The organism is Stenotrophomonas aracearum (genome assembly GCF_031834615.1).
Lineage (GTDB): Bacteria > Pseudomonadota > Gammaproteobacteria > Xanthomonadales > Xanthomonadaceae > Stenotrophomonas > Stenotrophomonas aracearum.
On sequence record NZ_CP115543.1, the window covers coordinates 3,561,174 to 3,576,159 of the forward strand.

General features: G+C 67.3%; 13 protein-coding genes. 6 read left to right on the forward strand and 7 right to left on the reverse strand.

The window, feature by feature from the left end; translation table 11 throughout:
• Positions 1-6: 6 nt before the first annotated feature.
• Both PDM28_RS16045 and PDM28_RS16050 read right to left on the reverse strand, forming a co-directional pair.
• Complete coding sequence (locus PDM28_RS16045; RefSeq protein WP_102945433.1) at positions 7-1,074, reverse strand: LacI family DNA-binding transcriptional regulator; 1,068 nt, start codon at positions 1,072-1,074, stop codon at positions 7-9.
• A 42-nt stretch (positions 1,075-1,116) separates the two neighbouring features.
• Positions 1,117-2,409, reverse strand: coding sequence for a sugar MFS transporter (locus PDM28_RS16050; RefSeq protein ID WP_102945048.1), 1,293 nt, complete (start codon positions 2,407-2,409; stop codon positions 1,117-1,119).
• Positions 2,410-2,540: 131 nt separating this feature from the next.
• Here PDM28_RS16050 and PDM28_RS16055 point away from each other — a divergent pair, with 131 nt between their 5' ends.
• The 4 genes from PDM28_RS16055 to PDM28_RS16070 all read left to right on the forward strand — a co-directional run bounded on the left by PDM28_RS16055 (position 2,541) and on the right by PDM28_RS16070 (position 9,006).
• Positions 2,541-2,687 (forward strand): hypothetical protein, encoded by a 147-nt coding sequence (locus PDM28_RS16055; RefSeq protein ID WP_311182822.1) that lies wholly within the window; start codon positions 2,541-2,543, stop codon positions 2,685-2,687.
• A 136-nt stretch (positions 2,688-2,823) separates the two neighbouring features.
• On the forward strand, positions 2,824-3,795 hold the full coding sequence (locus tag PDM28_RS16060) for a glucokinase family protein (RefSeq protein WP_311184714.1): 972 nt from the start codon (positions 2,824-2,826) through the stop codon (positions 3,793-3,795).
• Between the two features lie 110 nt (positions 3,796-3,905).
• Positions 3,906-6,566, forward strand: a complete 2,661-nt coding sequence (locus PDM28_RS16065; RefSeq protein ID WP_311182823.1) for a TonB-dependent receptor — start codon at positions 3,906-3,908, stop codon at positions 6,564-6,566.
• A gap of 103 nt (positions 6,567-6,669) precedes the next feature.
• Positions 6,670-9,006, forward strand: a complete 2,337-nt coding sequence (locus tag PDM28_RS16070) for a beta-N-acetylhexosaminidase (protein WP_311182824.1) — start codon at positions 6,670-6,672, stop codon at positions 9,004-9,006.
• Between the two features lie 70 nt (positions 9,007-9,076).
• Here PDM28_RS16070 and PDM28_RS16075 read toward each other — a convergent pair whose 3' ends face one another.
• The gene (locus PDM28_RS16075) at positions 9,077-9,451 is read right to left on the reverse strand and encodes a VanZ family protein (RefSeq protein ID WP_311182825.1); all 375 of its coding nucleotides are present in this window, start codon (positions 9,449-9,451) and stop codon (positions 9,077-9,079) included.
• Positions 9,452-9,467: 16 nt separating this feature from the next.
• Positions 9,468-10,652 (reverse strand): class I SAM-dependent methyltransferase, encoded by a 1,185-nt coding sequence (locus PDM28_RS16080; RefSeq protein ID WP_311182826.1) that lies wholly within the window; start codon positions 10,650-10,652, stop codon positions 9,468-9,470.
• A 55-nt stretch (positions 10,653-10,707) separates the two neighbouring features.
• Between PDM28_RS16080 and PDM28_RS16085 the strand changes: the two genes are divergently transcribed.
• Positions 10,708-11,445, forward strand: a complete 738-nt coding sequence (locus tag PDM28_RS16085) for a pteridine reductase (RefSeq protein ID WP_311182827.1) — start codon at positions 10,708-10,710, stop codon at positions 11,443-11,445.
• A 36-nt stretch (positions 11,446-11,481) separates the two neighbouring features.
• Here PDM28_RS16085 and folK read toward each other — a convergent pair whose 3' ends face one another.
• Positions 11,482-11,964 carry a 2-amino-4-hydroxy-6-hydroxymethyldihydropteridine diphosphokinase gene (gene folK / locus PDM28_RS16090; protein ID WP_311182828.1) on the reverse strand — a complete coding sequence of 161 codons (483 nt, stop codon included), beginning with the start codon at positions 11,962-11,964 and terminating at the stop codon, positions 11,482-11,484.
• Between the two features lie 84 nt (positions 11,965-12,048).
• Between folK and PDM28_RS16095 the strand changes: the two genes are divergently transcribed.
• On the forward strand, positions 12,049-12,783 hold the full coding sequence (locus PDM28_RS16095) for a proteasome-type protease (RefSeq protein ID WP_102945041.1): 735 nt from the start codon (positions 12,049-12,051) through the stop codon (positions 12,781-12,783).
• A 98-nt stretch (positions 12,784-12,881) separates the two neighbouring features.
• On the opposite strand, the gene PDM28_RS16100 is transcribed toward PDM28_RS16095, so the two are convergent.
• Positions 12,882-14,393 carry an ATP-binding protein gene (locus PDM28_RS16100; protein WP_311184715.1) on the reverse strand — a complete coding sequence of 504 codons (1,512 nt, stop codon included), beginning with the start codon at positions 14,391-14,393 and terminating at the stop codon, positions 12,882-12,884.
• A gap of 146 nt (positions 14,394-14,539) precedes the next feature.
• Positions 14,540-14,917 (reverse strand): BON domain-containing protein, encoded by a 378-nt coding sequence (locus PDM28_RS16105; protein WP_311182829.1) that lies wholly within the window; start codon positions 14,915-14,917, stop codon positions 14,540-14,542.
• Positions 14,918-14,986: the final 69 nt, after the last annotated feature.

Here is a 14,986-nt window from a genome sequence, read left to right on the forward strand (position 1 = left end):
CGGGACTCAGGTGGTTTCGGGGGTGGGGGGACGCGCGGCCAGCGGCCGCATCGGAGCGGTGGAACCGCGCACGATCAGCTGCGGCACGAAGCCCTGGTTCTGCAGCTGCAGCGGCGCGTCGTCGTAGGCGTCGCTGCGCAGCTGCGCGATCAGCAGGCGCGCGGCATGCCGGGCGATGTCTTCGGTGGCCTGCTTGGCAGTGGTCAGCGGCGGCCAGGACTGGCGCGAGAACGGGCTGTCCTCGAAGCCGGCGATGGAGAGGTCATAGGGCACGTTCATGCCGGCCGACTTCGCCGCGGCCAGCACGCCGGCCGCGATTTCGTCGTTGGAGCCGAAGATGGCGGTGGGCGGTTCGCGCAGCGCCAGCAGGCGTCGCGCGCCGCGGAAGCCGTCGTCGAAGGTGTAGTCGCCCTGCACCACCAGGTGCTTGTCGTGCGGAATGCCGTAGTCGCGCAGCGCCGCTTCGTAGCCGGCGTGGCGCTCGCCGCTGGAACGGTGCGAGGAACCGCCCCACAGGAAGCCGATACGCTGGTGGCCGAGCTGGATCAGGTGTTCGGTGATCTCGTACGCAGCCTCGCGGTCGTCCACGAACACACAGGCGCCGTCCTGCGGATCGGCGGTGGCGGCGATGATCCTTACCAGCTTGATCCCGCGTGCGGTGAGCGCGGCGACCAGGTCGCGGCGCTCGGACATCGGTGCGGTCAGCACCAGCCCGGCCAGGCGCGAACGCTGCACCCAGTCAGCCAGTTCTTCGGCGAGCATCGGCGAGCTGGAATCGCAGGGATGGATCTGCAGCCCGAAGCCGGTTTCGCGGCACGCGGCGAGCACGCCGTTCTGCACGCCGATGATGTGGTACGGGTTCGGGTTGTCGTAGACCAGCCCGATCACCAGGGTGGTCCCGGTACGCAGGTTGCGTGCAGCGGGGTCGGGCTCGTAGTCCAGCTCGGCGATGGCGCGCAGTACGCGCGCGCGCGTAGCCTGCATCACCGACGGTTCGTTGTTGATGACCCGCGAAACGGTCTTCAACGACACCTTGGCCCGCTCGGCGACATCCTTGATGGTCGCTCTACGCATGCTCTTTTCCTGGCTCACCGGTTGGGCGTCCATCATCGCCGATCACTGCCCGTCGCGGGGCAGGCCGATCCGGTAGCCGCGCAGCGAGTAGAACAGGATGTACAGGTAGCACGGCACCATCAGTGCGGCGAACACGAACTGGAAGTCGAAATGCTGCTTCAGCACCGCGAACGCCTGCGGGATGATCGCGCCACCGGCGATGGCCATCACCAGCAACGCCGAACCGGTTTCGGTGAAGCGGCCCAGGCCGCGGATGGCCAGCGGGAAGATCGCCGGCCACATCATCGCATTGGCGAAGCCCAGCGCGGCCACGAAGCCCACCGACACATAGCCATGGGTGAACAGCGCGCCGATGCAGAACAGCACACCCAGGCTGGCCGAGATGCTCAGGTAGCGCGACTGCGAGACCACGTGCGGGATCAGCGCCAGGCCGGCCAGGTAGCCGACCAGCATGGCGAACAGGGTGATCGAGGTGAACAGCTTGGTCTGGTCCAGCGGCAGGCCGAAGCCGTGGCCGTAGGTCCCGATTGCGTCACCGGCCATCACTTCCACGCCCACGTATACGAACAGGCACAGCACGCCCAGCCACAGGTGCGGGAACTGGAAGATGCTGGTGCGTTCGGCCACGCCGGGCGCGCGCGCCGGGGTGGCGTTGGCTTCGGCGGTCTTGATTTCCGGCAGCGGCGAGAACAGCACGCCCACCGCGAGCACCACCAGCAGCCCGGCCATGGCCATGTACGGCATCTGGATCTTGGCCGCGAAGGTGTCCAGCAGTGCGTTGCGGGTCACCGGGTCGGCGGCGGCCACCTGGTCGGACAGGTCGCCGATGCCATGCAGCACCAGGGTGCCGATCAGGAACGGGGCGATCATGCCGGCGATCTTGTTGCAGATGCCCATCAGCGCGATGCGGCGGGCAGCGGTTTCGATCGGGCCGAGGATGCTGATGTACGGGTTCACCGCCGTCTGCAGCAGGGCCAGGCCGCTGCCGATGATGAACAGGCCGCTGAGCGCGCCCGGGTACCAGCGCTGCTGCGCGAAGTGGGCGAACACCACCGCACCCGCGGCCATCACCAGCAGGCTCAGGCTCAGGCCCTTCTTCATGCCGGTGCGCTTGAGGATCCACGAGGCCGGCAGCGCCAGGAAGAAGTACGACAGGTAGAACACCATCAGCACCAGGAAGGCGCCGACCTCGTCCAGCTCGAAGGCCAGTTTGACGAAGGTGATCAGCGGGCCGTTGAGCCAGGTGAAGAAGCCGATCAGGAAGAACAGCACCCCGATGATCAGGATCGAGGTGGCCACGCTCGAACGCGCGGAAGCAGCAGGCACTGCAGACATCGGGAAGGCTCCTGCATCGACGGCACGCAGGCGGCGTCGGAAGAGTGGCTGGGAACAACGTTGTCACATTTATTCGATGGGCCACCGGTCTTTGTCAACAACTGGTTTCGGCGGCAGCGCTCGAAAACCCCATGCTGCACCTGCGCAAATACCCGGCAACCGCCCGCCCCGCCTTTACGGCGCCTTTGGTTGCAGCCGCTTTGCGAAATCTTTACGACATTGGCATGAAAACGTTTTCTTGTGACGCAGGTCGCTGCGGCGCAGCATCGAAAGTGTGAGGTTATCGTTGACATCGTTGTCAGAACGATTACAGACTCCGCTCAATCGCCGGGTGCCAGACCCGGCCGTACGCATCCCAGGGGAGTCCGAGTGACCGCAGCCGCCCACGCCTTACCGGCCCATGCCAGCCCCGCGATGCCGCCGTTCCTGGCTGCCGACGTGGGTGGCACGCACGTCCGCGTGGCCCGCGTGCAGGCCAGCGCCGACCCGGCCCACCCGGTGGAGCTGCTGGAGTACCGCAAGTTCCGCAATGCCGACTACCCCGGCCTGAGCGCGATCCTGTCGGCCTTCATCGCCGACGGCGAGCGCCCCGCGCACTGCGTGGTGGCCACGGCCGGCTACGCCCGCGAAGACGGCACCGTGATCACCGCCAACGTGCCGTGGCCGCTGTCGGCCCGGCAGATCGAGCGCGACCTGGGCCTGGAAGCGGTGTACATCGTCAACGACTTCGAAGCGGTGGCCTACGCCGCCGCCCAGGTCGACGCCAGCGGCGTACTGCAGCTGACCGGTCCGGCCACGGCGCCGCGCGGCCCGACCCTGGTGGTCGGCCCCGGCACCGGGCTCGGCGCCGCCCTGTGGATTCCCACCGCGCACGGTGCGGTGGTGCTGGCCACCGAAGCGGGCCAGCCGACCCTGGCGGTCAGCACCGAACTGGAAATGGCCATCGTCCGCCAGATGCAGCGCGAGCACGCGCACGTCTCGGTCGAGCACGCGCTGTCCGGCCCTGGCCTGATGAATCTGTACCGCGCGCTCTGCGCGATCGAAGGGCAGCCGGCGGTGCTGGCCACCCCCGATGCGATCACCGCTGCCGCCGTCAGCAACCAGGACGTGCTGGCGCGCCAGAGCCTGGAAGTTTTCTGCGGCCTGCTCGGCAGCACCATCGGCGACATGGCCCTGCAGTACGGCGCCCACGGCGGCGTGTACCTGGCCGGCGGGATCCTGCCGCAGATCCGCGAATTCCTGTTGAACAGCACCTTCGTCACCCGGTACCTCAACAAGGGGCCGATGCGCGAGGCGCTGGAACGTATTCCCGTGAAGGTGGTCGAGCACGGGCAACTGGGCGTCATCGGCGCCGCCAGCTGGTACCTCGGCCGCACGGACGCTTGAATCAGTTCCAGAAGTAAGTCGCGCACCGGCAACGGTCGCTGGGCAAGGTTGTACGCATCTCTAACCGAACGCCGTCGCTGGCGCACACACGATTGATGAGGAGAGACATCATGAACCACCGTATCAGCCTGCTTTCGGCAGCCATTTTCAGCTGTATCGCGTTCGGCGCCCACGCGCAGGAAGCCCAGCCCACCGCCACCGACCTGGACACCGTGACCGTCACCGGTATCCGCGGCTCGATGGAGAAGTCGCTCGACACCAAGCGTGAAGCCAATGCGCGCCTGGAAGTGGTCACCGCCGAAGACGTCGGCAAGCTGCCGGCGCACAACGTGGCCGACACCCTGCAGCGCCTGCCGGGCGTGAACATCAGCTCCGCCAGCGCCGACGAAGGCGGCTTCGACGAAGCCGACCGCGTCAGCCTGCGCGGCACCTCGCCGAGCCTGACCCAGACGCTGATCGACGGTCACACCGTCGGTTCGGCCGACTGGTTCGTGCTCAGCCAGGGCAACAACGTGGGCCGCAGCGTCAGCTACTCGCTGCTGCCGTCCGAGCTGGTCAGTTCGGTGGAAGTGAACAAGTCTTCGCAGGCCAAGCTGCAGGACGGCGGCACCACCGGTACCGTCAACATCATCACCCGCACCCCGCTGCAGTTCTCCAAGCAGTTCAGCGCGGAAGCCTCGGTAGGCGCGGTGCGCTCGGACCAGGCCGACTCCACCGATCCGCAGTACTCGGCGCTGTTCAACTACAAGAATGACGCCAACAACTTCGGCGTGTTGCTGCAGGCCTTCTACCAGAAGCGTGAGCTGCGCCGTGAAGCGCAGGAAATTCCGGGCGGCTTCTTCAAGATCGGCGCCAACGATCCGGTCGCCGCGACCAACCCGGACCTGATCGGCGTGAGCGTGCCGGGCCTGCTGGGTTCCACCCTGTTCGAACAGACCCGCACCCGCAAGGGCGGCCTGCTGACCATCGAGTTCAAGCCGATGGACAGCCTCAGCCTGCAGCTGAGCGGCTTCAGCTCCGAGCTCGAAGCGAACAACTACAACCGCAACTACATGATGTGGGGCAGCAGCTTCGCCAAGCTGCAGGCGCCGAATCCGGGCTACACCGTCAACGACGGTGTGCTGACCAATGCGACCTACGCCGGTGTCGCCGGCCGGCCGTATGCGGTCTACGACATGATCTACCGCGAAGCCACCGCGAAGACCAACTACGTCACCTTTGACGCGGATTGGCAGATCAACGACAACCTCAACGCGAAATTCCAGGCCGGCACCACCAAGGGTGAAGGCTCCACCCCGCGCCAGTTCATTGCCGAACTGAACTCGGCCATCGGTGGCGGCGCCAGCTGGACCACCCACGGTGCAGGTTCGCCGGTGGACTGGAACGTGGGCGGCGACCTCAGCCCGGCCGGCGCAACCTGGGGCGGCACCTGGGGCAACCAGGAAGTGACCGCCGAAGACAAGGAAGACTGGGCCACGCTGGACTTCAGCCAGTACTTCTCGGCCGGCGCGCTGAGCTCGGTGGACTTCGGCCTGCGCTTTGCCGACCACGAGCGTGAAGCGCTGTCGCCGGAAGGCGCTTCGCCCGGCGACATCTGGTCGGCGCTGCAGGGCAGTGCCACCGGCCAGTACCCGAGCAACTTCGCCAGTGGCATTGGCGGCAACTTCCCGCGCGACCTGTGGTACTACACCCCGGACGCACTGCAGACCGCGATCACCAACAACTCCACCTGGCTGTACAACAACGACGGTCCGGATGGTCGCCACAACTACGGCGCCGAGTGGAAGGTGAAGGAGAAAAACTTCGCCGGCTACGTGCAGGCCAACTTCACCGGTGACTGGTGGAGCGGCAACGTCGGCCTGCGTTACGTCGACATCAAGCAGGACATCGACACCTTCCTGGCGGTGAGCGACCCGGCCCGCGCCGACGTCAGCAGCCTGTTCGGCATGTGGCAGCGCCAGGCGTTCCAGAACAAGCACAGCCGCGTGCTGCCGAGCGCCAACATCAAGTTCGACCTGGACGACAGCCTGGTGCTGCGCGTCGCCGCGTCGCAGACCCAGACCCTGCCGGACTACTCGGCACTGGGCGCCTCGGCGTGGGGCTCGGACCTGAACCGCACCGGTGGCGGCGGCAACCCGAACCTGAAGCCGACCCTGTCGACCAACCTGGACGCCAACCTGGAGTGGTACTTCATGCCGCGTGGCCTGCTGTCGGTCGGCGCTTACCACATGGACATGAAGGACTACATTGCCTTCGACGTGGTCAACAAGCAGCTCTTCAGCGAGTTGACCAACCAGCTTGAAACCTACGCGGTGTCCACCCCGATCAATGCCGACGGCAAGGTCACCGGCGTGGAAGTGGCGTACGAGCAGCCGATCGGCGAGAACTTCGGCATCAACGCCAACTACACCTACGCCAACGGAAGCTCGGCGCACACCTGGGCCGACGGCAGCCACAACCTGCTGGGCACCTCGAAGAACACCTACAACGTGGGCGCCTTCTTCGAGAACGACACCTTCGGTGCGCGCGTCAGCTACACCCGCCGCTCCTCGTTCCTGATCAGCCTGTCCGGTGCCAACCCGTACTACCAGGATGATTTCGGCACGCTGTCGGCCTCGCTGAGCTACTCGCCGACCAAGTGGATGAGCATCACCCTGGACGGCCTGAACCTCAACAACCCGACCTACAAGTACTACCAGAGCGCGTCGATCCCGACCTCGTTCTACTCCAACGGTCGTCAGTACTACTTGAACTTCCGCTTCAAGTATTAATGTACCCGTAGAGCCGGGCTCTGCCCGGCTGCACCGCGCCACACCCGAACGGGCCCGGACATCCGGGCCCGTTTTTTTCACACCGCACCAAAGGAATGACCCGATGCAGACCCGCACCCGTCGTACCTCGCTGTCGCTGCTTTCGTTCGCACTGGCACTCTCCCTGGCGCCGCTGGCCCAGGCCACCGACGCCCAGGCCCCGGACGGTCCGCGTGCCCTGCCCGGCTCGCTGCCCCTGATTCCCGCCCCCGCCCAGCTGCAACGCCTCGAAGGCGCGGGCTATACCGTTACCTCCACCACCGCGCTGCGTGCGCAGGGTGCGGCCGCGCAGCGCGTGGCCGGCCTGTTCGCGACCCAGCTGCAGCACAGCGGCGGCCCGGCTCTGGCCGTGGCCAGCGCGCGCGGCACCGATGGCATCCGCTTCGTGCTGGATGCCACCCTCAAGACCGGTGCGGAGGGTTACCAGCTGCGCAGCGATGCGCGCGGCGTGACCGTGCAGGCCGCGACCGAAGCTGGCCTGTTCTACGGCGCGGCCACCCTTTCGCAGCTGCTTACCGGCGGCAGCAACGGCGTGGTGCCGGCGCTGAAGATCGACGACGCGCCGCGCTTCAGCTGGCGCGGCCTGATGCTGGACTCGGCCCGCCACTTCCAGAGCCTGGACGAGATCAAGCGCGTGCTCGACGCGATGGCCGAACAGAAGCTCAACACCTTCCACTGGCATCTCACCGACGACCAGGGCTGGCGCATGGAGATCAAGCGCTACCCGAAGCTGACCGGCGTCGGCAGCTGCCGCATTCCGGCCGGCGATGGCGGCCGCGACCCGGTCACCGGCGCACCGCGCCCCTACTGCGGGTTCTATACCCAGGACCAGATCCGTGAAGTGATCGCCTATGCGGCCGCGCGCCACATCCAGGTGATTCCGGAAATCGACGTTCCGGGCCACGCAACCGCCGCGATTGCCGCCTACCCCGAACTCGGCACCATCGACACGCCGCTGCAGCCGCTGAGCGAATGGGGCGTGTTCCCGAACCTGTTCAACACCGAGGAAAGCACCTTCGAGTTCCTGGAAAACGTGCTCGAAGAGGTCATCGAACTGTTCCCGGCCAAGTACGTGCATGTCGGCGGCGACGAGGCAGTGAAGGATCAGTGGGAAGCCAACGCGCGCGTGCAGGAACGCATGCGCGAGGTCGGCGCGGGCACCGAGAATGAAATGCAGGCGCACCTGATCAAGCGCCTGGAGAAGTTCCTGGAGCAGCACGACCGCCGCCTGATCGGCTGGGACGAAATCCTTGAAGGCGGCCTGCCGCCGGAGGCCACGGTGATGTCCTGGCGCGGCACCGAAGGCGGCCTGAAGGCCGCCAGCGAAGGCCACGACGTGGTGATGTCGCCGGTGACCGACATGTACATGGACTACCTGCAGACCAACTCGGAGAACGAGCCGCCGGGCCGCCCGCTGACCACCCCGCTGGGCCGCGTGTACGGCTTCGAACCGGTGCCCGACGCGCTGGCCAGGGACAAGGAACAGCACATCCTGGGCCTGCAGGCCAACATGTTCACCGAGCACACCCGCAGCGTCGCGCGGCTGCACCACAACGTGTTCCCGCGCCTTGCCGCCGTAGCTGAAACCGGCTGGACGCCGCGCGACCGCCGCGACTTCGCCGACTTCCTGGCCCGGCTGCCGTCGCAGCTGCAGCGCTGGCAGGCGATGGGGATCGCGTACGCGCAGACGCCGTTCGAAGTGGAAGCCGACGTCAGCGATGACCGCAAGGCCGGCACCGCCACGCTGGCGCTGCGCAATCCGCTCAACTACGAGATCCGCTACAGCGTGGACGGCAGTGCAGTGACCGCGCAGTCGCCGCGCTACACCGCGCCGCTGACCCAGCCGCTGCCGGTGGGCGTGCAGGCGGCGACCTTCTTCAACGGCCAGGCGCTGGCGAAGGCGGCGAGCCGTTTCGACATCACCGCACGGTCGCTGCTGACCCGCAACGACGAGCACCTGGCGATGTGCCCGGGCGAAGGCAAGTTGCTGCTGCGGCTGGAAGACGACGGCCCGCTGGAAGGCGAGCGTGCGATCTTCAACGTCAACATCTTCAACCCGTGCTGGCTGTGGGAGAAGGCAGACGTGGACGGCATCGCCAGCGTGCGCGTGCGCGCCGGGCAGATTCCGTACTACTTCCAGCTGGCCCACGACGAGCCGCAGCGTCGCTTCGTGAAGGCACGCAGCGCGCATGGCGAGATGGACATCCTCAACGCGCAGTGCGACGGCAAGCCGCTGGCCAGCGTGCCGCTGCCGGCCAAGCCGGGTGCGGATGGCTTCATCACGCTGGAAGCGAAGTTGCCGCGTTCGCTGAAGGGCCGCCAGGACCTGTGCGTACGTTTCACCGGCGACACGCGCCCGACGATGTGGGTGCTGGACGAATTGACCCTGGTCCCGCGCTGATCCGTAGTGCCGGCCGCTGGCCGGCGCCTCGGGGTAGCAGGTTTCACCTGGAGCCGGCCGGCGGCCGGCACTACCCCTTCAGGCGGATCAACAGATCCCGCAGCGGGGTGAAAACCACCGCCATGCCAGCGATCACGCCGGTCGTGTTGGCCAGCGCATCCATCGGGTCGGCCATGCGATTGGTGGTCAGCGCGCCCTGCAGGAATTCAATGCCGACGCCCAGCAGCACCAACCCGGCGCCGGCGCACAGCAGCGCCGTGCGCGTGCGGTAGATCTGTACCGCCGCCGAGGCCAACAGGAAATACGCGAGGAAATGCTCGACCTTGTCGCTGTTGGGCGGCAACGCCAGCGGCGGCGGCGGGATCAGGCAGACCACGATCGTGGTCACGATCACCAGCCACCACAGCCCCAGCCACAGGCGCGGAAAGCGCAGCGGCTTCAACATCCCGGTGGCCGGCATCTCAGAGGCGCCAGGTCAGGTCGCCCAGCGCGAATGCCGGTTCGAAATCCACATCGCGCTGGAATCCCATCACCTGGAAGCGCTCGCCCATTTCGCTGGGCAGGGTGAGCTTCTTGACCTGGTCTCGCAGGCGCAGCTTGCCGACCTCGTCGGCACGGCCTTCGGCCAGCGACAACAGCGCGTCCAGGCCGTTGCCGAGCAGGAAGCTGGACTGCGTGCAGTACCCGGCCAGCTCGAACCCCGCATGGGTGCCGGCTTCGGCCAGCGCGGTGAAGTCCACAGAGGCGGTCAGGTCCTGCAGGCCCGGCCACAGGAACACGTCGTTGTGCACGTGGTGGCGGTAGAACGCGCGCACGGTGCCGTCGTCGCGATCGTCGTTGTAGAACTCGTTGCGCGGGTAGCCGTAGTCGACGAACAGCATCGCACCACGCTTGAGCCCGCCGGCCACGGCCTGGATCCAGTACGGCAGGTGCGGCAGCAGTTCGGAACGGTAGCCGTCGGCAAAGGGCTTTTCGCGGTAACGCTCCAGGTGCCGTACCGCCGCGGTCAGCATCGCGTCGGCCGGCTGCGCGCCGCGCATGAACGCGCCGTCGGCATCCAGCTCCACGGTTTCCTCATACACCATGCCGTCGCGCGCCAGGAAGCGTGGCGTGGGCAGGGCGTCGATCACTTCGTTGGCGAACACCACCCCGTCCCAGTCGTCGTCGAACGGGCCGTCCAGCCATTCCACCAGGGCAAACAGGGGCGGTACCAGCGTCCGTTCCAGGCGCTCGCGCTGGCGTTCGCGCAGGTCCGCACTCGGTTCCAGGATCGCGTAACGCTCGGGCAGCGCGTCCAGTTCCAGCATGCGCTTGAGCAGGATCTCGGCGAATGCGCCGCTGCCGCCGCCCAGCTCCAGGAATCGCGCTTCCGGCCCGAGCTGCTGCATGACCGGGGCGATCGCGTTGGCCAAGGTCGCGGTGAACAGCGGGCCCATTTCCGGCGCGGTGGTGAAGTCGCCGGCCTCGCCGAACTTGCTGGACCCGGCGCTGTAATAGCCGTAGCCGGGCGCATACAGGCTCAGCTCCATGAACCGGGCAAACGGCATCGCACCGCCGTTGGCGAGGATCTCCGCGCGCAGGGCGGCGGCCAGTTCGTCGCTGTGGGCCAGGGCGTCGGTATCGGGCGTGGGCAGGGAAGAATGCATGGTGCAGGCGATTGCGGTGACAATGCACAGCATAGCCGAGCTGCAAGGAGCCCCGATGACCGCCACCACACCCGTCGTGCTGATCACCGGCAGCGCGCGCCGGATCGGCGCCGCGATTGCCCGCCAGTTCCATTCCTGTGGCTGGTCGGTGGTGCTGCACGCCAACACCTCCACCGCCGAGCTGCAGCAGATGGCCTTCGACCTGGATATGCTGCGCCCGGGCAGCGTGCTGGCCCTGCAGGCCGACCTGCGCGACGCCGAGGCCCTGCCCGACCTGGTCGAACAGACCGTGGCCCAGTTCGGCCGGCTGGACGCGCTGATCAACAATGCCTCCAACTTCTACCCCACCCTGCTCGGCCAGATCACCGCCGAGCAGTGGGACGACCTGTTCGCGGTCAACGCCCGCGCCCCGCTGCTGCTGGCCCAGGCGGCGGCCCCGCAGCTGCGCCGCCACCAGGGCTGCATCGTCAACCTCACCGACCTGCACGGCACCCAGCCGATGCGCGACCACCCCGTCTATGCCGCCGCCAAGGCCGCACTGGAAATGGTCACCCGCTCGCTGGCGCTGGAGCTTGCGCCCAAGGTACGGGTCAATGCAGTGGCGCCGGGAGCGATCCTGTGGCCCGAACAGGGCAAGGACGACTACGCGCAGCAGGCGCTGCTGGCACGCACCCCGCTGGGGCGTACCGGGACGGTGGAGGAAATCGCCGAGGCGGTGTATTGGCTGGTCAACGACGCCCCGTTTGTGACCGGGCACACGTTGCGGGTGGATGGGGGACGGATGTTGTCGTGATGGCGGGCATCGCCTGGAGCCGGCCGGCGGCCGGCACTACAGTTCTACGACTTCGAAGAGATCGCCGAATTGCTTGTGCGCCTTCCACAACGCGGCCAGGGTCAGCCCGCTGACCGGGTCCACGAAGTCCGGCGCGATGTCCGCCAGCGGCTTGAGCACGAAGGCGTGCTTCAGCTCGGGACGCGGAATGCGCAGGTGGCCGGGGCCTTCCACGATCAGGTCGCCGTAGAACACCACGTCGATGTCCAGGGTCCGGTCGCTGAAACGCGGCCCGCTGCGGTCGCGCCCGTGCGCGTCTTCCACCGCATGCAGCCAGGTGTCCAGCGCCTCCAGCGGCATGTCGGTTTCCAGCGCCACCGCATTGTTGAGGAAGGCCGGGCCGTCGAACCCCACCGCCGCGGTGCGGTAGGCCGGGGACACCCGGATATCGCCGAAACGCTGGCGCAGCACGGCCACCGCGGCGTGAAGATGCTGTTGCGGCTGCAGGTTGCTGCCCAGGCTCAGGAGCACAGTGGTCATGGTATTCAGCGTACGTGGGGCGAATCCACACGGGACCAACAGGGTCACCGCATAGAATCGGGGTGCACATCATAGGACACCGACATGACCTATTGCGTCGGCATTGCGGTGGATGAAGGCCTGGTCTTCGCCGCCGATACCCGTACCAACGCGTCGCTGGACGACGTTCGCGTGCACCGCAAGCTGCACGAATTCGAGTTCCCGGGCCAGGCCAGCTTCGTCATCATGGCCGCCGGCAACCTCGCCACCACCCAATTGCTGATCTCGCGGCTGCACCGCGACGTGGAGGAACAGCGGCCGGAAAACCTGCGCGCCTACCGGCACCTGTTCGAGGTCGCCGAGTACGTGGGCCGCGTGCTGGTCGACAGCCAGGTCAAATGCAGCAACCCCGAGCACGGCCACGACGGGGTCAACACCCAGGCCACGCTGATCCTGGGCGGCCAGGTCGGCGGCGAGCATCCGGGGCTGTACATGATCTACCCGCTGGGCAACGCGATCGCGGCCTCGCCGGAAACGCCGTTCCTGCAGATCGGCGAGTCCAAGTACGGCAAGCCGATCCTGGACCGCATCATCCGCCCGCAGACCCACCTGGACGACGCCGCACGCACCGCGATCGTGTCGCTGGACTCCACCATCCGCTCCAACCTGTCGGTCGGCCTGCCGGTGGACCTGGTGCTGCTGCGCGCCGGCGACCTGCGCATCAGCCACCGCATGCGGCTGGCCGGCGACAGCCCCTTGTATGCGGAGATCCACGGGAACTGGTCGCGGCGGTTGGAGCAGGCGGTGGCGTCGCTGCCAAGGTTTCCCTGGGAGGGGTGAAGCCGGCATTGCGTGGAGCCGGCCGGCGGCCGGCACTACCGACGCTTGACCCACCCGTGTAGTGCCGGCCGCTGGCCGGCTCCACGCGGTGCCTGCAATCACCCCAGGGCGTCGGCCACCGAGCGGAACACCTGCTGCATTTCCAGCGGCTTGCGCAGCACGTGGACATCCACGCCGGTCGGGAACCCCTGCAGCGGAACCGGTTCGTCCACGTCTTCCAGCACCAGCGCGGGGCCGTGGTAGCCCAGTGCGGCCATTTCATCCAGCAGGTGGCTGGCCGAGAGCAGTTTGTCACCGGCGTCGGCAATGACCAGCGCCGGCATCGCTTCCTGCTGCATCCAGCGCAGCGCCGCGCCGCCGTCGGAGGCCAGCTGCAGGTGGTAGCCCTGGCTGGACAGCGCATTGCCCAGCAGCGACAGCCGGGTCGCCTCGCCGTCCACCACCAGGATCGACTGCCCGGTGCCGGCGGCCACCGGCTGCGCTGGCTGCGCCTGCTCGACGACCTCGGCACGGATCGGCAGCAGCAGCACGAAGCAGCTGCCGACGCCCGGGGTGCTGGCGACCTGGATGCTGCCCTTCGCACCTTCGATGATGCGCTTGCACGAAATCAGGCCCAGGCCGGTTCCGTTGGGCTTGGTAGTGAAGAACGGATTGAACAGGCGCCCCATCACCTCCGGCCCCATGCCCACGCCTTCGTCGTTCACCGACAGGCGCAGCCGCTCCACGCCACGCGGATCTGCATCGGCTTCGGCGCGCAGGGTCAGGCGTCCGCCGTCGGGCATGGCCTGGATCGCATTGAGCGCCAGGTTCAAAAGCACCTGCTGCAGCTCGGTGTAGTTGGCGTCCACTGCCAGCGCCGGGTCGGCCACCTCCAGGTGCAGGCTGACCTGCGCCGGCAGCGTACTGCGCAGCAGCAGCCCGATCGCCTCGAACAGGTGCGCGACCTGGATGCGTTCGCGGGTGTTGCGCGACCCGCGCACGAACGACAGCATCGACTCGGCCATTTCGTGCCCGCGCCGACCGCATTCGGCGATCACGTCGGCCAGGTGGTGCAGCTGCGGGTCCGGGGTCCGCGCCTTGAGCAGCTCCGGCATGATCAGCAGCGGCTGCAGGATGTTGCGCAGGTCGTGGCTGAGTCCGGCGGCCAGCAGCGACAGGCTTTCCAGCCGCTGCGCGCGCATCAGTTCGGCTTCCACCCGCTGCCGGTCGATGGAACCGCGCGCATCGCGCACCGCGCGTGCCACCGCCGAAGGCAACCGCGCCGGCTGGTGCTTGATGATGTAGTCGTTGGCGCCCTGGTGCAGGGCCGCCACCGCGTTCTCTTCGCCCAGGGTACCGGAGACGAAGATGAAGGGCAGGTCCGCGTGCCAGCCGCGCACGATCTCCAGCGCCTGGTTGCCGGCGAAGCCGGGCATGCCCAGTTCGGACAGGACGATATCCGGGGCGAAGCGCAGCAGCGCCTCGCGCAGTTCAGCCGCGGTCTCCACCCGCTCGAAGCTGGCCTGCAGGCCGGCGTCGAGCATCTGCCGGCTCATCAGCGCGGCGTCATCAGGCGAATCTTCCACCAGCAGGATGCGCAGGTGTCCCAACGAAGACCCGATCGGTGGCATGGCGTACTCGGCCTCCCCGGCCGGGTTCATGTATGGCGTGAATATACTCCACACCAACGTGAATACGGGCCAGGACCGGACAGTCCCGAGACATCAAAAAAGGGCGCGCCCTGCGGCGCGCCCCTCTGAATGCATTGCGGTGTCGATCAGCGCTTGGCAGCGGCGCCGGCGACCATCAGCGCCTTCGAATCGACGCTCTTGACGCCCTTGATGTTCTTGGCGGTCATCACGGCCTTGTCGTGCTCGGCCTTGGTGGCGACGGTGCCGGACAGCGATACGACGCCGTTGACCGTTTCCACCTTGACGTCGGTGCCGGACACATTGCTGCTGGCCAGCAGGTCGCTCTTGACCTTGGTGGTGATCCAGGTATCGGTCACCGGCTCGGCCGAGTCATGCTTGTCGGCATGGGTCATGGCGCTGTGGTCGGTGGTCTTCGGCGGATCCTTGGCCATCGCTGCGGAGGTGCCCAGCAGCATGCCGAGGGCGAGCGAAGCAGCAAGCAGATTACGCGTAGTGTTGGTCATGTGCGGTGTCTCCCTGGTGTGTGCCGCCAGTGTCGGCGGCGATGCGTACACGAGACGTCGCCGCCACAT